Source organism: Yoonia sp. R78084 (assembly GCF_044595625.1).
Taxonomy (GTDB): Bacteria; Pseudomonadota; Alphaproteobacteria; order Rhodobacterales; family Rhodobacteraceae; genus Yoonia.
Map to the genome: position 1 here is coordinate 2,424,560 of NZ_CP138993.1, position 19,036 is coordinate 2,443,595.

Sequence of the window (19,036 nt, forward strand, 5' to 3'; positions counted from 1 at the left end):
GGTTCGCCTGTAATATAGTGTGGTCAGGCGGATTTACTACTCTGCCGCAGCCAACAACCGGCCCTGAAACACGGTCTCGTGACCGGGGGCCGGATGGCGCGGGATCAAAAGCGAGAGCAACAGCGAAAAAATCGCCATTCCCGCCGCCATCAAAAACACCAATCCCGGCGATTGCAGCCAGACATAGCCCAGCAGCGCCGGCAAAAAGACAGCCGCAATGTGGTTGATCGTAAAGGCCACCGCCGCGGTGGGTGCAATGTCCTGCGGATCAGCGATCTTTTGAAAGTAGGTCTTGATCGCAAGTGCGAGGCTAAAGAACAAATGGTTCACGATATAAAGCCCCGTCGCCAGCAAAACGCCCCAGCCGAAATAGTAAATGCCACCATAGGCGAAGAACACCAGACACAGCCCCACATATTCGAAAACCAGCGCGCGGCGTTCACCGAAGACCTGCACGATCCTACCGAGCAACGGCGCTGCAAACATATTGATCAGCAGGGTGACCATAAAAAGTTTGGTAATGTCATCAACGGCAAAACCAAACTGCTCGACCATCATGAAACCCGCGAAGACGACAAAGATCTGCCGACGCGCGCCCGACATGAATTGCAGCGCATAGTAGAGCCAATAGCGCTTGCGCAGGACCATCTTTTTGATCTGCGGGTGCGGTGCCTCAAACTGCGGATAAGCAAGCAGACACATCGTGGCGACAACGGCCGTAAACCCGCCAGAGAGCCAATAGACAGTACTATATGTCAAACCGAACCGTTCCCAGCTCACGACGATCAGCAGATACACAATCAGCGTTGCGCCCGATCCAGCCGACAATATCCAGCCCAGCGTCTGCGGTGCCCGCTTCTTGTCAATCCACTGCAACTGCAGCGATTGATTGACTGTCTCGTAATAATGGAACCCGATCGACGACAGCATTGTTACCGTCAAAATGCCTGCCATTTCGGGAAATTGTGCCGTCACAGCCGTGGCCGCCCCCAGCATGATCAGCGCGACCAGCCCCAAGACCTGCTCGCGAATAAACATGATCAACGCAATCACACCGATTGCAAAGAAGCCCGGAATTTCGCGTACAGTATGCAGCCAGCCGATATCGGCGCCATCAAAATTCGCGACCTCAATCACAAAGTTATTGAGCAGCGCCGACCACGTCGCAAAGGCAACAGGCATCGCCATTGCCATGACAAACAAGAGCGATGTGGGCCTGCGCCACAGCGGTAAGTTTCGGGCATCTTCGAGGCGAACAATATTCATGCCGAAACGCTTACGCCTCCTGATCGCGAAAAGCGAGACTTTGGTTGCATATGCCCGTTGCTCGGTCTTCCAAACCAGACCCAAACATTCAATTTTTGATATATATCAATAGCAACACATCACCGCATCGCTACCCCTTAATAATTCCGAATCTGGAATGTGTAGAAACCACTTTGAGAGTTAGGGGAATTCGAGATGATGAAACAAAGGACAAGGTTTATCACCGCGGGATCGGTAGCGGCACTTACCCTTGCCGGTACAACTGCTTGGGCGGACACACTTTCTGAGAACCCGCTGATAGGAACATCAGGTGATGGACTGATTTTTTCCGACCCTGAAGAAGGTGTTCTGGCGCCGGGCGTCAAGGCCGTTACGTTTACACGCACGCGGGTTGACGACCCCGAAAACCCTGGCGAGTTCCTTTACATTGATCCCTTTGAAGTGATCATCACGGATTTCTCGGACACCAATGAGGATATCGAGTCGCGCGGTGATGTCGTGAACTGTCTGATGGCCAACAACCCAGACATTTACTGCAATTCCGCCCCTGGTTCGGGCAAGCGGATCAAGACATGGCTGACCGGTCCCGATCCGTTCGAAATGACCTTCCAGACCAACAGCGATCCGTACTTTGATGAAGAAAGCAATCTGGTTGATACGTCTTCGGTCGACTATTTCACATTCGGCAAAGTGTCGAACTTCACAGGTGCGCGCATTACCGGCTTCTCGCTTGAATTGAGGGATTCTGATGGTGTGCTGATGGACCCGTCGGACCCTGCAAATGCAGTTCTGTTCAATCTCGCTGCAACTGAAATCGGCCTTGGCGGACGGCTGGTCGATGGCCTGTTCGGCGAAGGCGGGAATGAGGGCGATATCGGGTTCTTCTCCGAGAGCCGCGCAGGCTTTACCTCGGATTTCAGTGAGGACGTTCTTGCCTTTGGCACAGCCAGCGGTGCGGACGCGGCGTTTACAAATAGCGACTACACAGCAGCGTTCGGCGATTTCTTCCTCGACAATACCATGGTGCCTGATGGCTTGTTTTGGGACGACAACGACAATCCCGATGACGAATCTGCTCTGATCGCGTGGTACAATATCGCGGATGGCGAATGGAACTACGGAAACCTCGCTCTTACGGAAGTCCCCGACGACCTTCCGGGAAGCGCCGAACCACCCGTTCTTCTGCCTGAACGTCTGGCAGAATTGGCAGCAACCCTCGGCGTCGAAGTAGCCGATCTGGATTATGCATCCGGTGTCGTGCCTGATGCTATTGTCGCCGCAACAGAAGCGAACGGACTGTTTGCAGTCGATCCGATTGAGGATTTGCGCAATGCAAACCTGAATTACGATATTACCATTGGCACGGTCGAGGACGGAGTATTCACCCTGCGCTGGGTGCCGGAATTCGTCCCGATCGTGACAGAGGCCCAGTCCGACTACCAGTTCAAACTGGCGGGTTATCTCGATGCAGCAGCGAACGTGCCCTACTGGGACGTCGGCAATGCAGAGGAGTATGAGGACGCTATCGCAGCAATCCTCGCGCTGGAACCAGCCGAGCAAGCTGCCGCTCTGACCAGCACAGGCTTCACCATTGCACCTGCTTACACTGCGATGGGCTTTGAAGCAGCGCAGGGTCATGTCGGAGCGATCACCGGTCTGGCGCCGGTTGCTGGCGGCGATAGCATCGGTGTCACGCAAAGCGGCGGAGCGCAGTCCTGGCTCATGGGCGGAAACCTCTATGGCCTCGCGTCACTGGGTGGATCGGCTGCGACCTATGATGCAACGTCGGGGTCGATCGGCTATGATGTCGACGCGACATCCTTCACCGTCGGTGTCGAAAACCGTGTGAACGCGAATACCTCGGTTGGTATCGCGGTCGGCGGAACAACATCAACTGCCGAAGCCACTGGCGGGCTTGGTGACGTTGAAATGACCGGTCTGTCCTTGATCGGGTTTGCGCGCGCGAATATGGAGACCGGCGCAAGCTTCAAGGCCCTTTTCGGGTATCAGGACGCAACCTACGACAGCACCCGCAATGTCCTCGACCAAACGGCCACCGGCAATACCGAAGGCTCGCAAACCTTTGGCGCAGTCGAAGCCAGTTATCTGCGCGATCTGGGCGGCTTTGCAGTTGGTCCGATGGCATCCATCGGGTTCTACAATGTCACAGTCGACGGCTTCACCGAGACCGGTGCTGGTGCGTTCAACCTGACAGTAGGAGAGCAATCTGGCAGCACATTTATGGGATCATTCGGCCTGAAGGGCGAATATGATATCCTAGGCGCCACGGGGCAGAACAAGCTGACAGGCAGTGTCGCCTACAACACAATGTCGAGCGATGATCTGCTGATCGAAACCGGCTTTGACGGATTGCCCGCTGCATCCTTCCCGATCGAAGGGCGTGACGACGACTTTGTCGGGGTCAATCTCGGGTTCCAGAGCCTGGTCTCATCCAGTGCCGCACGCGATATCCGGATTGAAGCGGGCTATGGTGGCGCATTCGGCGACACCTACGAAAGACACGGCTTTCAGTTCGGCCTGAACGTTCAGTTCTAAACAGCCAAGGAACGCGAAACAAACGGGGGCGGCCTACATTGCGTGGGCCGCCCTCCGCGTTCAAGGCGATTGCTATACTCCCTCGAACAGGTGACTATGACGGAAGGTCAGGCAGTGCTGGCGCACTCTAAAAGGGGCTTTTGAAGATGGACGACCACAGCTTTCAACCGGACCAGGTGCTTGATCTGTGGTTTCCCGATAACGGGTTCTGGGAAAGCGAAGAGCGGTTCTCGGCGTGGATTGAGGAGCGCATGTATGGTGGAATGGATGAAACCATCATTCAAAACCACGCCGATCTGACGCGTGCCGCGGCGAGATCCGAACTGGATCATTGGGCCGAAACCGCCGAAGGGCGCATTGCACTACTGATCGCATTGGACCAGTTCCCCCGCTCGCTCTGGCGCGACACGCCGGGGGCCTATGCACAGGATATCAAAGCAAATCGGCTGGTGCTTGAAGGGATCGCCAACGGGCATTTCGCAGCCGTGAAGCCGTGGAAGAAGCTCTTTTATCTGATCGCACTGGGCCACTGTGAAGGCCCCGATCATCTGGACCGCATCGCGTTGATCGACGAGCTCTCCGAGACGCTTATCTCAGAGATGCCTGCGGTTCTGGCCAATATGGGGGACTCTCTGCGCGCGCAAAACACGCGGGTACGCGGGGTAATTGAACGCTTTGGCCGTCACCCGCACCGCAACGTGCATTACGGGCGTGTTTCAAGCGCGGATGAGGAAAGCTACATCGCGACAGGCGATTTCCCGCATCTTCCACGGACCGAACCGACCGACGGGAGTTAACCTTCGACGGTTGCTTCGGTTAGTCCACACCCCGATATGAATTTCTCTTAACGCTTGGCCCGTTATGCTTTAATCTCCGCACAGATCATCAGGACCAGTGACCAACAGTGCCAGATTTCAACATAGTCAGTGAGACGGCAACCTTCGTTGACGAAACGCCCAACGGCGGCCTGATCATCGACTTTGCCACGCTCGACAACAGTTTCAGTGTTCAAATCAACGGTGTTGATCTCTTTGTCGGCGGCCCTGCTGGCGCGCCAAACGAGGTCGAGTTTCAAGCAAACGCTACCGCAGGGCAGACGATCCGCTTTACGGACGGTCGCACTTACGGATCGAATGTCGGCAGTGATCGCATCCCTGAAATCTGGCAGTTGGGCACGGTTGACGGCGCGCCCTTGGTCCGCTTGGTGATCAACCCCGACGGCACTGTCGAACTCTTTGGCGCGCGGTCCACGGGCGGAGCACTCGAACCGCTCGAACTCTTTAACGGATTAACCGTTAACACCGCAGCGATTGATGCCGCATGGAATGACACCGGTACGAATACGATCGTTGTCAACCAAGCAATAACGGGTCCCACAAATGCCAGCGGCGAGTTTGTCGACGTGCCATGCTTTGCCGCAGGAACTCTGATTGAAACTGCAGACGGGCAAGTCCGTGTCGAAGACCTGAAGGTTGGCGATCTGGTGCTCACGTACGACCACGGGCTTCAACCCATCCGCTGGATTGGCGCATGCAGTCTCAGCTCGGACCAGCTTGAGGCGAAGGAGCGGTTGAAACCGATCCTGATCCGCGCGGATGCATTGGGTGCGGGATACCCCCGACAAGACTTGATTGTATCACCACAGCATCGCATTCTTGTTTCTTCAATCATCGCTCTGCGGATGTTTGATTGCGAAGATGTCTTGATCCCCGCCAACAAACTCGTTGCGCTGGATGGCATCGACATCATCGACGATACGACAAATGGCGTGACGTATTTTCACTTCTTGTTTGAGGCGCATGAAATCGTCTGGTCAAACGGCGCACTGACAGAAAGCCTATTTACCGGCCCCGAAGCCCTCAAGGCCGTCTCTGCAGAGGCCCGACAGGAAATCGAAGACCTGTTTCCAGAATGCTGTGACCCAAATTACAAGGCAGTTTCCGCGCGCCATATTCCGGAACAAGGAAAGCTGATGCGAAAGCTGGCCATGCGGCATCAGGCCAATCAAAAGCCGCTCTTTGGCGGATCAGAAGGGCAAAGCGCGTCTCTTTGAGGACACCGAGGCCGGTTCAGCGGACATGAAACTGCGACAGCGCACCGCAGGCATGACCTGTGCCTCCTTGATCCACATCAAAGAGTTTCACCGCCCACCCCTTAGAACCGGACCTGCGAACAGAACTTAAACTTGCAGGTCACCTATGTCCTCTTCCGAGAACCAACCGCTATACGCCGCGCGCGAACCTATTTTTCCGCGCCGCGTGAAAGGCTTTTACCGGAACCTCAAGTGGTGGGTCATGGCTGTGACCTTGGGGATCTACTATCTGACGCCATGGATCCGCTGGGACCGCGGCCCGAACCTGCCCGACCAGGCCGTTCTGATCGACATGGCCAACCGTCGTTTTTATTTCTTCTGGATCGAAATCTGGCCCCATGAATTCTATTTCGTGGCGGGCCTTTTGATCATGGCAGGCCTTGGCCTTTTTCTCTTCACCTCCGCACTTGGCCGCGTCTGGTGCGGCTATACCTGCCCGCAAACCGTCTGGACCGATCTTTTCATCCTCGTCGAGCGCTGGATCGAGGGCGACCGCAATGCGCGGGTGCGCCTGTGGAACGCCGATTGGAGCCTGCACAAAGCCCGCCTGCGCATCACAAAGTGGACTGTGTGGCTCTTGATTGCCTTGGCGACAGGCGGCGCCTGGGTTTTTTACTTTGCCGACGCACCCACTTTGGCCGCCAGCCTTGCGCATTTCACCGCACCGCCCATTGCGTGGATTACCATTGGTGTCTTGACCGCGACCACCTTTGTCTTTGGCGGCTTCATGCGCGAACAGGTCTGCAATTACATGTGCCCTTGGCCACGTATTCAGGCCGCAATGATGGACCCCGAAACGCTCACTGTTGCCTACCGTGAATGGCGCGGCGAACCACGCGGCAAAAAACGCATCGAAGGTGCGGGGGACTGCATCGACTGCATGGCCTGCGTGAACGTCTGCCCCGCTGGCATTGATATCCGCGATGGCCAGCAGATGGAGTGTATCACCTGCGCGCTCTGCATTGACGCCTGCGATGACGTGATGGACCGGATCGGAAAGCCACGCGGTTTGATCGACTATCTTGCACTGTCTGACCAAGAGGAAGAGGCCAAAGGCAAACCCGCCAAAAAGCTGTGGCAGCATGTCTTCCGGTTCCGCACCATGCTCTACACGACGATGTGGGCTGCGATTGGCGTCGGTCTGGTCTTTGCGCTTTTCATCCGCGCCGATATCGAAATGACAGTGGCGCCGGTACGTAACCCCACCTTCGTGACCCTCTCTGATGGCACAGTGCGCAACATCTATGACATCCGCCTGCTGAACAAGCACGGCGAGGACCGGACCTTCCGCCTCTCGCTGACTTCGGATGAAATTCTGCGCATCGAACTGGAAGGCACCTCGCAAAGAACCATCGTCGTGCCCGCCAATGAAACCTTTCTGCAGCGCGTCTATGTCTCGGCCCGCCCGATTGACCCCGCCTCCAGCATGGACCGCGTCGATCTGCGCTTCTGGGTCGAGGATGAGGCCTCGGGCGAACGCGCCTACAAAGACGCAATCTTTAATGGGAGAGTTCCACAATGACCCGTGAATTTACCGGATGGCACATGCTGGCCCTTATGGTCGGCGGTTTTGGGATCATTATCGCTGTGAACCTGACATTGGCATGGAACGCGATTGCCACGTTTCCGGGGCTTGAGGCGCGCAACTCCTATGCCGTCAGTCAGACCTTTCAGGCGGATCGCGCAGCGCAAAATGCGCTCAACTGGGATGTCAGTGCCGATATTACAGGCGGTGTACTGACCGTGGACATCCTTGATCATCGCGGCGCCCCCCTGCAGGCAGAGATCACGCGTGCCATTCTCGGGCAGGCAACGAACGTCAATATGGATACCGTGCCAGAATTCACCTGGACAGGGACGCAATACACAGCGCCTGTCACCATGACAGAAGGCTATTGGAACCTGCGTCTGGAATTGATCGCGCCGGACGGCACCAAGTTCCGCCGCCGTTTTCCGCTCACCGCCAAATGAGCGACGCAACCTTCTGTCCGGCCTGCATCGGCCTGCCCGAGGGGCAGCTTGAGAAAGCGGCCTCAAACGGTACATCGCAGATCGTACTTTCCCTGCCAGGCATACATTGTGTCGCCTGTATCAATGGCGTCGAGCGGGTTTTGCGTGACATCGAAGGTGTCGCGAATGCCCGCGTGAACCTTAGCATGAAACGGGTGACCGTCGGTACGGATCAACCCATTTCGCCGGAAGTCCTGATCGATACACTGGAAATGGCCGGGTTCGAGGCGCGTGTTCTCGATACAAGCCTGCTTGGCGCAGACACCGATACCTATGGTCGCGGTCTGATGACCCGTCTTGCGGTTTCGGGGTTTGCCAACATGAACATCATGCTGCTGTCGGTGGCTGTTTGGTCGGGCGCCATCGGCGCTACCATGCATATGTTCCACTGGATCACAGCGATCATTGCGATACCGACGTTGTTCTATTCCGCACAGCCGTTCTTTGAGAGCGGATGGCGGTCACTGAAGGCCTACCGTCTGAATATGGATGTGCCGATTTCGCTGGCGATCCTTCTTGCGTCCGGCATTTCGCTTTACGAGACAATTTACGGCGGGCGTCATTCCTATTTCGATGCCGCCGTAACGCTGACGTTCTTCCTGCTCATCGGGCGCTACCTCGACCATCGCAGCCGCAAAGCGGCCGCCTCTGCCGCAGCGCAGCTTTCCGCGCTCGAGGTTCCCCGCGTCATGCGTGTGCGCGATGGCGTCCGTCAGATGGTCAACTTTGCCGATCTCGCGATCGGGGACCTGGTACAGGTTTTGCCCGGCGGCCGTATTCCCGTCGATGGTACGATCACCGAGGGGACCAGCCAGATTGACCGCTCGTTGCTGACCGGTGAAAGCCGTCTCAGCAACGCCAGCGCAGGCACCACCGTCACCGCCGGTGAGGTGAATATGACCGGCCCGCTGACTATCCGCGCAACAACCGTCGGCGCGGACACGACACTGCGCAAGATGGTCACGATGGTGGACGAGGCCGAGGCCACCCGCAATCGCTACACCGCCATCGCAGACAAGGCCGCAGCACTCTATGCACCGGTCGTGCATTTGCTAGCGCTTTTCGCCTTTGCTGGGTGGATGCTTTACTCCGGCGATTTCCGCCTGTCGTTGAATATTGCGGTGGCCGTGCTGATTATTACCTGCCCCTGCGCCATGGGCCTGGCCGTTCCTGCGGTGTCTACAACCGCTGCCGGACGTTTGTTTCGCGCAGGGCTCCTTGTCAAGGATGGCACAGCCCTCGAACGTCTGGCCGAAGTCGATACCGTGGTTTTCGACAAGACCGGTACACTGACCTTGCCAGCAGCCGCACGCGATACGCTGGATGCCGAAACGCAATCCATCGCACTCGCCCTGACCCAGAACGCGACCCACCCGGTTTCACAAGCCATCGCGGCGTCCCTGCAAGGCGTCACGCCAGCCAAGCTGCGCGACCAGCAGGAGCACGCAGGCAAGGGTCTCAGTGCGCATTATCAAGGCCAAACAGTCCAACTGGGCTCAGGTGCGTGGCTTGGTGCTAGCAAAGGCACCTACATTAAAATTGGCGACCGGACGCCGCAAAAGATCACCCTGCGCTCAGAACTGCGCGACGGGGCGCAAGAACTGGTGCAAGGCTGGCAAAAAGCAGGCCTTACCATCCATCTGGTCTCGGGCGACGATGCGGATGAAACCGCCAGAATTGCACGCATGTTGCACATCACGTCATGGCAAGCCGAAACAACGCCAGCAGACAAGATCGCCTATATCAACGATTTGTCCAGCAGGGGTGCCAAAGTCCTGATGGTCGGTGACGGCCTCAACGATACCGGTGCGCTCGCTGCCGCCTATGCATCGGTGTCACCGGCAACGGCAGCAGATGCCTCTCGCGCCGCTTCGGACATTGTTCTTCTCAACGACAGCCTGACACCGCTGATCGAACTGCCCTTGGTGGCACGCGCCGCGCGGGCGCGCATCAAGGAAAACTTTGCTTTATCCACACTCTACAATATCATCGCCGTGCCAATCGCGCTGGCGGGCTTTGCGACACCACTCATCGCCTCAATTGCGATGTCGGCATCCTCGATCACCGTCCTGCTGAATGCATTGCGTCTGAAAGGGAAGCTATGAACATCCTTGTGGTCCTGATCCCTGTCTCGCTGTTTCTTGGCGGTGTAGGCCTTGCTGCGTTCCTTTGGAGCCTGCGACACGGCCAGTACGAGGACCTTGAAGGCGATGCCTGGCGTATCCTCTCCGAAGACGACGACGCACCGCACAAGCCCTGACGTTAACACCTACCTTTTCCATTATCGGCCCGAAAATATCCTGGGGAGCGCGAGGGGTGAAACCCCTCGCTTAGCGCGCCGCGCACACACAGCGCAAACCCACGAAAACAAAGCAGCATTCCAGCTTTTTGAGACGGATTTCAAAAAACTGAAAAATCGATGCACCGTGCTGTTGACTCACACTGATGTGATCCTTACCTACGCATCGTTATCACTCGACCCTGTTGAGTGCTAACATGGGAGAAACACGAACTGGAGAAGTTCAGAGATGGCATTTAAACCACTTCACGACCGTGTACTGGTCCGTCGCATTGAAGGCGACGAAAAGACAGCAGGCGGTCTCATCATTCCTGAGAACGCAAAAGAAAAGCCAGCAGAAGGCGAAATCGTCAGCGTTGGTGAAGGTGCGCGCAAGGACAGCGGCGAGCTGATTGCGATGTCTGTCAAGGCAGGCGATAAAGTGCTGTTTGGCAAATGGTCCGGCACCGAGGTCAAGATCGACGGCGAAGAGCTGCTGATCATGAAAGAAAGCGACATCCTCGGCATCATGTAAGCCGACCGGTCGCCCTCACATTTCCAATCATTCAAGGAGCACATGAAAATGGCTGCTAAAGAAGTAAAATTCGATACCGATGCACGGAACAAGATGCTCAAAGGCGTCAACATTCTTGCAAACGCGGTAAAAGTCACACTCGGCCCCAAAGGCCGTAACGTGGTTCTGGACAAATCGTTCGGCGCGCCACGCATCACCAAAGACGGTGTATCTGTCGCAAAAGAGATCGAACTAGAAGACAAGTTCGAGAACATGGGCGCGCAGATGGTCAAAGAAGTGGCCTCACGCACCAATGACGAAGCAGGCGACGGTACAACAACCGCAACCGTTCTGGCTCAGGCCATCGTCAAAGAAGGCATGAAATCTGTGGCCGCCGGCATGAACCCGATGGACCTCAAGCGCGGCATCGACATGGCAACAGCCAAAGTCGTGGAAGCCATCAAAGCCGCTGCCCGTCCTGTCAACGACAGCGACGAAGTTGCGCAGGTTGGTACAATCTCTGCCAACGGCGAAACTGAAATCGGTCGCCAGATCGCTGATGCGATGCAGAAAGTCGGCAACGAAGGCGTTATCACTGTTGAAGAGAACAAAGGTCTTGAGACAGAGACAGACGTTGTTGAAGGCATGCAGTTCGACCGCGGTTACCTGTCACCATACTTTGTGACAAACCCTGACAAAATGACAACCGAGCTGGAAGACGCCATCATCCTGTTGCACGAGAAAAAGCTTTCTTCGCTGCAGCCAATGGTGCCACTGCTCGAATCCGTCATCCAGTCCGGCAAACCACTTTTGATCATCGCTGAAGATGTCGAAGGCGAAGCGTTGGCAACTCTGGTTGTCAACAAACTGCGCGGCGGTCTGAAAATCGCAGCGGTCAAGGCACCTGGTTTCGGCGACCGCCGCAAAGCCATGTTGCAGGACATCGCGATCCTCACAGGCGGTCAGGTCATCTCCGATGATCTGGGCATGAAGCTTGAGAGCGTCACAATCGACATGCTGGGCTCAGCCAAGCGCGTTTCGATCACCAAAGACGAAACAACCATCGTTGATGGTGCAGGCGACAAAGCCGAGATCGAAGCCCGCGTTGCACAGATCCGTGGCCAGATCGAGGAAACAACATCCGACTACGACCGCGAAAAACTGCAAGAGCGCGTGGCCAAACTGGCTGGTGGTGTTGCTGTTATCCGCGTCGGTGGCATGTCCGAAGTGGAAGTCAAAGAGCGCAAAGACCGCGTTGATGATGCCCTGAACGCCACACGCGCTGCCGTACAAGAAGGCATCGTTGTTGGTGGTGGTGTTGCGCTGATCCAGGCTGGCAAAGCACTCGAAGGCCTGAAGGGTGCAAACTCTGATCAGGACGTTGGTATCGCCATCATCCGCAAAGCCATCGAAGCACCACTGCGCCAGATCGCAGAGAACTCTGGCGTCGACGGTTCCGTCGTTGCTGGCAAAATCCGCGAAAGCAGCGACAAGTCCTATGGTTTCAACGCGCAGACAGAAGAATATGGCGACATGTTCAAGTTTGGCGTGATCGACCCGGCCAAAGTTGTGCGCACAGCACTGCAGGACGCAGCCTCTGTCGCAGGTCTGCTGATCACAACCGAAGCCATGGTTGCTGACAAGCCTTCGAAAGAAGGCAACGCCGGTGGCGGCATGCCCGACATGGGCGGCATGGGCGGCATGATGTAAATCATCCCCATTACAAACTATCAGGGCGGTTCCGAAAGGAGCCGCCCTTTTTGCTTGATCCACGTGCAAAAAGACTACTTTCGGTGCAAAGCGATGCAGGCTAAGCACCCGCCAGAACACGCCCAACCGGAGGGACCCGACCATGCAGACACCCTATTACCTGATCGACAAATCCCGCCTGTTGCCAAATCTCAAAAAAATCGCGTGGCTGCGCGAAAATTCCGGTGCGAAATCCCTATTGGCGCTCAAGTGCTTTGCAACATGGTCCGTCTTTGACCTGATGTCCGACTATATGGACGGCACCACCTCCTCCTCTTTGTATGAAGTCCGCTTGGGCAAGGAAAAATTCGCAGGCGAAACACACGCCTATTCCGTGGCCTACGCCGATCACGAAATCGCGCAAGTTCTGGACCATTCCGACAAGATCATCTTCAATTCCATTGGTCAGTTGCAAAAATTTGCGGAAGCATCACAAGACCATATCTGCGGCCTGCGCGTGAACCCGGGTGTTTCTACTTCCGAATTTGACCTCGCCGATCCTGCCCGCCCTTTCAGCCGTCTGGGCGAACATGATCCTGCTGAAATTGCGAAAGTCACCGACCAGATCAGCGGGTTGATGTTCCACAACAACTGCGAGAACGACGATTTCGACCGTTTCGACGAAATGCTGACCCTGATCGAGGACCGTTTTGGCGCGGTGATCGCGAAAATGGACTGGATCAGCCTAGGCGGAGGCATCCATTTCACAGGCGAAGGCTATCCGCTCGACAGGCTTGCGGCGCGGTTGAAATCCTTCGCCGCCACCTACGGCGTACAGGTCTACCTAGAACCCGGAGAGGCCGCGATCACAGGGGCCGCAACGCTCGAAGTCACTGTGCTCGACACCATGCACAACGGTAAAAACCTTGCCATCGTCGATAGTTCGATCGAAGCGCACATGCTGGATCTGATCATCTACCGCGAACATGCCAAGATTGCGCCGAACACGGGCGATCATGAATGGATGATCTGCGGCAAATCCTGCCTCGCAGGCGATATCTTTGGTGAGTTCCGCTTTGCCGCCCCGCTCAAAGCGGGCGACCGGCTTTCGTTTCAGGACGCGGCAGGTTACACAATGGTTAAGAAAAACTGGTTTAACGGGGTCAAGATGCCCAGCATCGCCATCCGCGAACTGGATGGCACGGTCCGTTTGGTGCGCGATTTCAACTATGATGATTTCGCCGCCGCGCTCTCCTGAAACTACAACAAGAGGTCTTTTGGATATATGAAACGCAATGTCTTGATCATCGGCGCAGGTGGCGTCGCACAGGTTGTCGCGCATAAATGTGCGCAGAACAATGACGTGCTCGGCGACATCCATATCGCAAGCAGAACAATCGCCAAATGCGAGGCGATCATTGACAGCGTGCATGAAAAATCTGCGATGAAACAGGACGGCGTTCTAAAGGCCCATGCCGTTGATGGCATGGATAGTGCGGCTGTGGCCGATCTGATCAAAGACACAGGCGCCCAGATCGTGATCAACGTCGGCTCGCCTTTCGTGAACATGACCGTGCTTGAGGCCTGCATCCAGACAGGGGCTGCCTATATCGACACAGCGATCCACGAAGACCCGGCTAAAATCTGCGAAACGCCGCCATGGTACGCCAACTATGAATGGAAACGCCGCGACGATTGCGCCGCCGCTGGCGTCACTGCGATCCTCGGTGCAGGCTTTGATCCGGGCATGGTGAATGCATTCGCACGTTTTGCAGTCGATGAATTCATGGATGAGGTCACATCAATCGACATTGTCGATATCAACGCAGGCAACCACGGCAAGTATTTCTCGACCAACTTCGATCCTGAAATCAACTTCCGCGAATTCACCGGCACCGTCTACAGCTGGCAAAACGGCGCATGGCAAGAAAACAAGATGTTCGAGGTCGGCCGCGAATGGGATTTGCCCGTTGTGGGCAAGCAAAAGGCCTATATGTCCGGCCATGACGAGGTGCACTCGCTTGCCGCGAACTATCCGCAGGCCGATATCCGGTTCTGGATGGGCTTTGGCGATCACTACATCAACGTCTTCACCGTGCTGCAAAACCTAGGCCTCTTGTCCGAACAGCCCGTTGTTACGGCAGAGGGCCTTGAAGTTGTCCCTCTGAAAGTTGTGAAAGCCGTTCTTCCCGATCCGTCCAGCCTTGCCCCGAATTACACCGGCAAGACCTGCATCGGTGATCTGGTCAAAGGCACCAAGGACGGCGAAGAGGTCGAGGTTTTCGTCTACAACGTCGCCGATCACAAAGACGCCTACAACGAGGTCGGCAGCCAGGGGATTTCCTATACCGCTGGCGTGCCTCCAGTGGCTGTGGCCATGCGCATTGCCGACGGCACCTATGACCACGGCAAGATGATGAACGTCGAAGAGCTGGACCCCAAACCACTGTTTTCCCTGCTCGATAAAATCGGCCTGCCCACACGCGTCAAAGACGCCAAGGGCGACCGTGCGTGGGACGCTGCCTAAGCAACCCGCCTTCCCTTTTCCGGTGATCCGGTATCATATCGCCTCTGACAAAGGAGGCGCAGCATGACAAAGACCGGTATCATCGGATTAGGGCGCATGGGCAGCGCGATTGCCCAGCGGATGCGTGCGCAAGGCCACATCGTCCAGGGCTGGACCCGCAGTGGCCGCGCAGTGGACGGGATCGCCATCACGGCGGACCTTTCCAGCCTGATCGACACCTGCGACACGCTGATCCTCAGCTTGCTTGATGATACCGCTGTGGCTTCCGTTCTCGACACCTGCCTCACTCAGGACCTCACCGGCAAGATCATCATCGACACAAGCACGGTCGTCCCCACGATCATCAAAGACCGCATTTCGCGGATTGAGGCCAAAGGTGCTCTGGCCGTCGATGCCCCGATCTCCGGCGGACCGGAACTGGTGTTTGCAGGCCAATGCGGTGTCTTTATCGGCGGCAGCGATGATGCGGCAGCACGCGCGGAACCCATCCTGAGCGCCATCTCTGGCCGCGTCTTCCACGTGGGGCCGCTTGGCACTGGCCTTGTGATGAAAACAATCAACAACAGCATGCTGCAATGCTACTTCAGCGGCCTTGATGACATGATGCCACTGGCAAAACGTGCAGGTCTTACGCTGGAAACCGCATTGCGCATCCTCTGCGGTGGCCCTGCCGGTATTCCCATGATCGCGGACCGTATTCCCAAAATCCTCGGCGATGACGAAACGGTCGGCTTCGAAATCCAGGCAGCCCACAAAGACAACGGCGTCTTCCAACGTGTGGTCGAGGCCTACGGGCTCTCCTCTCCCATCTTGGCACTCGCAGGCGAACGTCAAAAACAGGCTCTCGCTGATGGTCTGGGCGCAAAAGACCCCGCAGCACTGGTCACGGCAGCCTACAACCGTGGATAACGCGAGCAGGCCTGCATAATGCGGCTTTTCGCCCTTGTCGCACTCACGATGTGCGCCTTTGCTGCCAATTCAATCCTCAACAGGATTGGTGTGGCGCTGCAAGGTATGGACCCGATGGATTTCGCGACCATCCGGACAGGCGCAGGGGCGGCAATGCTGTGGGTCTTGGTGATGGCCCGCAAGGCGCCAAGGCCAGAGGTCTTCACGGCGCGCCGTTGCGCAGGCGCGCTGGCGCTCGCCATCTATATGGTCGGTTTTTCTTTGGCCTACATCACGCTTGACGCGGGGCTGGGCGCGCTGATCCTTTTTGGCGTTCTGCAAATCCTGATCTTTGGCTGGGCCGTCTTCGAAGGTGGTCGCATCCCCCTTTTGCGCTGGGTCGGGGCCGCTATCGCGCTGGCAGGTCTTTGTGTCCTGCTCTGGCCCAACGGCGACATCACCGTCCCCATCGGTGGCGCCATTTCCATGACCGTTGCCGGGGCGGCCTGGGCGGCTTACACGCTTCTGGGACGGGCCGAGGCCGACCCCCTAGGCGCCACCGCCAGCAACTTTCTATTGTGTTTGCCGCTAGTCGCAGTGGTGATGATCGCAACCGGCATAGGCGGCATGCCTGCCCCCGCTATCTTTACCGCCATCATCGCAGGGGCGATCACTTCGGGGCTTGGCTATGCACTCTGGTACCGCGCCCTGCCCGCCCTGCCGACCACCATTGCAGGGATCGCACAACTCAGCGTGCCCGTTATCGCCGTAACCGCCGGCGTGCTGTTTTTGGGCGAACCGCTTACTCCCCGTCTGATCGCAGCAGGGACGCTGGTTCTTGGCGGCATCGCTGTGTCGCTGATCGCACGACGTTAGGTTTATGCACTTTTGGACTTTTGCACGCCCCCATGGATGCTACCTATGGGGTATGAGACTGATTTGGACATCACTTTTCGGCATTTTCCTGTCTGGCGCAGCGGTGGCGCAAGAGTGCGTTGTCATGCTCCACGGTCTGGCACGGACCGAAATTTCGCTGACCCCCCTCCAGCTGGTGCTTGAAGACGAAGGGTATTTCGTGGTGAACCGCGGCTACCCCTCGACAGAGGCGGATATCCCGACATTGGTGCAACAAAACCTGCCCGAAGATGTGGCCGCCTGTGGCGACCGCCGCGTGAATTTTGTGACCCATTCGATGGGCGGCATCCTTGTGCGTGCATGGCTGACCAACAACCGCCCCGCTGACATGGGGCGGGTGGTCATGCTGGGGCCACCCAATGGCGGCTCCGAACTCGTCGATATCTTCGGCGACTTCGAACCGTTCCAATGGGTCAACGGCCCCGCTGGCCTGCAACTGGGGACCGAGGCAGGCAGCCTGCCGAACCAACTGGCGGAAGTACCGTATGAAATCGGGATTATCGCGGGCAATCGCACCCTTAACCCTGTCTATTCCGCCCTGATCGAAGGGCCCGATGACGGGAAAGTGTCGGTCGCGTCCACGCGGCTGGAGGGTATGCAAGACCACCTTGTCCTGCCGGTCACCCATACCTTCATGATGAACAATCCTCTGGTCATCGAAGAGGTCATAGCCTTCCTGCGCGACGGCGAATTCGACCGCAGTCTCAGCCTCACAGGGATTATCTTCGGGACCGACTAAGCGGGTTTTACAACCCGATTGACATGGCCCATCTTGCGCCCTGCCTTGACCTCGGCCTTGCCATAAAGGTGGATCGCCGCATCAGTTTTGGCCAACTCGGGCACACGGTCCATATCGTCGCCGATCAGGTTCTCCATCACCACATCCGAATGGCGCGAACCGTCCCCCAAGGGCCAGCCGGCCACGGCGCGGATATGCTGCTCGAACTGGCAAATGGTGCAGCCATTCTGTGTCCAATGGCCCGAATTATGGACACGCGGCGCGATTTCATTCACGATCAAACCCTGCGGAGTGACGAACAACTCGACCCCCATGACACCGACATAGTCCAGCGCATTCAGGATGCGCGCTGCAGTCAGCACGGCATCCGTGCGCTGGCCGGGCGTGAGTTTCGCAGGCACGGTCGTGGTGCGCAAAATGCCCGCCTCATGCACGTTTTCGCCCGGATCATAGCATGCCACCGCCCCGTCAGGCCCGCGGGCGCCAATAACTGACACCTCATGGCTGAAATTCACAAATCCTTCCAAGATCGCTGGTGCACCGGCCATATCGGCAAGTGCACTGGCCGCATCATCCGGCGTCGTGATCCGCGCCTGCCCCTTGCCGTCATAGCCCATCCGCCGTGTCTTCAGGATCGCAGGCGTGCCAATCGTGGCAAGTGCAGCGTCCAACTCGGCCGCGTTGCCGACATCCGCAAAAGGCGCTGTTTGCAAACCCAAGTCCTGCAAGAAGGTCTTTTCCGTCAAACGGTCCTGACTGGTGGCCAATGCCTGACGCCCTGGATGGATCGGGGCCAGTTTTTCCAGCAAATCAAGCGCGCTCGTTGGGATGTTCTCGAACTCATATGTGATGACATCAACCGCATTTCCAAAGGCAGTCAGCGCTGCGATGTCATCATAGGAAGCCGTCGTCACACGGTGCGCGACATCACCCGCAGGTGCATTCGCGCCAGGTTCAAAAATATGGGTTTTCAGGCCAAGGCGGCTTGCAGCAACGGCCAGCATACGACCCAATTGACCACCGCCCAAGATACCGATCGTGGCCCCGACAGGAAGTGGGTTAGACATCGCTGGGTTCATCCGGAATAGAATCGCTCAAATCGCTGCGCCATTGGTCCAATCGCGCGGCCAAATCGGCGTCATGAAGCGCAAGAATACCCGCCGCCATCAAACCACCGTTCTTGGCCCCCGCCGCACCGATTGCCATTGTTGCCACAGGATAGCCGCGCGGCATTTGCAGAATGGAATAAAGGCTGTCCACACCCGACAAGGCGTTCGTCTGCACCGGCACGCCCACCACAGGTACACGGGTTTTCGACGCCATCATGCCGGGCAAATGCGCTGCACCACCAGCGCCTGCAATGATGACATGCAAACCACGGTCCACAGCAGTCTTGCCGTATTCCCATAGACGATCAGGGGTCCGGTGCGCCGAGACAATCTTGGTCTCGTAAGGAACCCCCAAAGCATCAAGCACATCTGCCGCTTCGCGCATCGTGGGCCAGTCCGACTGGCTGCCCATAATGATACCGACAAGGGGTTTGGTCATGATATTGTCCCACC

At 57.0% G+C, this 19,036-nt stretch carries 17 protein-coding genes; 14 read left to right on the forward strand and 3 right to left on the reverse strand.

From position 1 onward, the window contains the following. Positions 1 to 36 precede the first annotated feature (36 nt). A complete protein-coding gene (locus tag SJY29_RS12195; protein ID WP_400083368.1) occupies positions 37 to 1,266 on the reverse strand; it encodes an MFS transporter in 1,230 nt (409 codons plus the stop codon). A 195-nt stretch (positions 1,267 to 1,461) separates the two neighbouring features. Here SJY29_RS12195 and SJY29_RS12200 point away from each other — a divergent pair, with 195 nt between their 5' ends. The 14 genes from SJY29_RS12200 to SJY29_RS12265 all read left to right on the forward strand — a co-directional run bounded on the left by SJY29_RS12200 (position 1,462) and on the right by SJY29_RS12265 (position 17,474). Next, positions 1,462 to 3,822 (forward strand): choice-of-anchor F family protein, encoded by a 2,361-nt coding sequence (locus tag SJY29_RS12200; protein ID WP_400083371.1) that lies wholly within the window; start codon positions 1,462 to 1,464, stop codon positions 3,820 to 3,822. Positions 3,823 to 3,968: 146 nt separating this feature from the next. Further along, entirely contained in the window at positions 3,969 to 4,619 is a 651-nt protein-coding gene (locus SJY29_RS12205) for a DUF924 family protein (protein ID WP_400083374.1), read from the forward strand. A gap of 107 nt (positions 4,620 to 4,726) precedes the next feature. Further along, entirely contained in the window at positions 4,727 to 5,875 is a 1,149-nt protein-coding gene (locus tag SJY29_RS12210; protein WP_400083377.1) for a Hint domain-containing protein, read from the forward strand. A gap of 145 nt (positions 5,876 to 6,020) precedes the next feature. Beyond that, positions 6,021 to 7,436, forward strand: coding sequence for a cytochrome c oxidase accessory protein CcoG (gene ccoG / locus SJY29_RS12215; protein ID WP_400083380.1), 1,416 nt, complete (start codon positions 6,021 to 6,023; stop codon positions 7,434 to 7,436). Continuing rightward, the gene (locus SJY29_RS12220) at positions 7,433 to 7,885 is read left to right on the forward strand and encodes a FixH family protein (RefSeq protein ID WP_400083383.1); all 453 of its coding nucleotides are present in this window, start codon (positions 7,433 to 7,435) and stop codon (positions 7,883 to 7,885) included. The genes ccoG and SJY29_RS12220 overlap by 4 nt, the downstream gene beginning before the upstream one ends. Next, on the forward strand, positions 7,882 to 10,029 hold the full coding sequence (locus SJY29_RS12225; protein ID WP_400083386.1) for a heavy metal translocating P-type ATPase: 2,148 nt from the start codon (positions 7,882 to 7,884) through the stop codon (positions 10,027 to 10,029). Before SJY29_RS12220 ends, SJY29_RS12225 begins: the two co-directional genes overlap by 4 nt. Further along, positions 10,026 to 10,184 carry a cbb3-type cytochrome oxidase assembly protein CcoS gene (ccoS, locus tag SJY29_RS12230; RefSeq protein ID WP_400083389.1) on the forward strand — a complete coding sequence of 53 codons (159 nt, stop codon included), beginning with the start codon at positions 10,026 to 10,028 and terminating at the stop codon, positions 10,182 to 10,184. The genes SJY29_RS12225 and ccoS overlap by 4 nt, the downstream gene beginning before the upstream one ends. Positions 10,185 to 10,452: 268 nt before the next feature. Beyond that, complete coding sequence (locus SJY29_RS12235; RefSeq protein ID WP_055296136.1) at positions 10,453 to 10,737, forward strand: co-chaperone GroES; 285 nt, start codon at positions 10,453 to 10,455, stop codon at positions 10,735 to 10,737. Positions 10,738 to 10,785: 48 nt separating this feature from the next. Then, entirely contained in the window at positions 10,786 to 12,426 is a 1,641-nt protein-coding gene (groL, locus tag SJY29_RS12240) for a chaperonin GroEL (RefSeq protein ID WP_400083392.1), read from the forward strand. A 142-nt stretch (positions 12,427 to 12,568) separates the two neighbouring features. Beyond that, on the forward strand, positions 12,569 to 13,663 hold the full coding sequence (locus SJY29_RS12245) for a carboxynorspermidine decarboxylase (RefSeq protein ID WP_400083395.1): 1,095 nt from the start codon (positions 12,569 to 12,571) through the stop codon (positions 13,661 to 13,663). A 27-nt stretch (positions 13,664 to 13,690) separates the two neighbouring features. After that, positions 13,691 to 14,932, forward strand: a complete 1,242-nt coding sequence (locus tag SJY29_RS12250) for a saccharopine dehydrogenase family protein (protein WP_400083398.1) — start codon at positions 13,691 to 13,693, stop codon at positions 14,930 to 14,932. 63 nt (positions 14,933 to 14,995) lie between these two features. Then, entirely contained in the window at positions 14,996 to 15,841 is an 846-nt protein-coding gene (locus SJY29_RS12255) for an NAD(P)-dependent oxidoreductase (RefSeq protein WP_400083401.1), read from the forward strand. An 18-nt stretch (positions 15,842 to 15,859) separates the two neighbouring features. After that, complete coding sequence (locus tag SJY29_RS12260; protein ID WP_400083403.1) at positions 15,860 to 16,696, forward strand: DMT family transporter; 837 nt, start codon at positions 15,860 to 15,862, stop codon at positions 16,694 to 16,696. A gap of 52 nt (positions 16,697 to 16,748) precedes the next feature. Beyond that, entirely contained in the window at positions 16,749 to 17,474 is a 726-nt protein-coding gene (locus SJY29_RS12265; protein WP_400083406.1) for an esterase/lipase family protein, read from the forward strand. Here the strand turns inward: SJY29_RS12265 and SJY29_RS12270 are convergent. Continuing rightward, the gene (locus tag SJY29_RS12270) at positions 17,471 to 18,541 is read right to left on the reverse strand and encodes a 5-(carboxyamino)imidazole ribonucleotide synthase (RefSeq protein ID WP_400083409.1); all 1,071 of its coding nucleotides are present in this window, start codon (positions 18,539 to 18,541) and stop codon (positions 17,471 to 17,473) included. The two genes, SJY29_RS12265 and SJY29_RS12270, sit on opposite strands and share 4 nt — an antisense overlap. Then, positions 18,534 to 19,022 carry a 5-(carboxyamino)imidazole ribonucleotide mutase gene (purE, locus tag SJY29_RS12275; protein ID WP_400083412.1) on the reverse strand — a complete coding sequence of 163 codons (489 nt, stop codon included), beginning with the start codon at positions 19,020 to 19,022 and terminating at the stop codon, positions 18,534 to 18,536. Before purE ends, SJY29_RS12270 begins: the two co-directional genes overlap by 8 nt. Between the last annotated feature and the right edge of the window lie 14 nt (positions 19,023 to 19,036).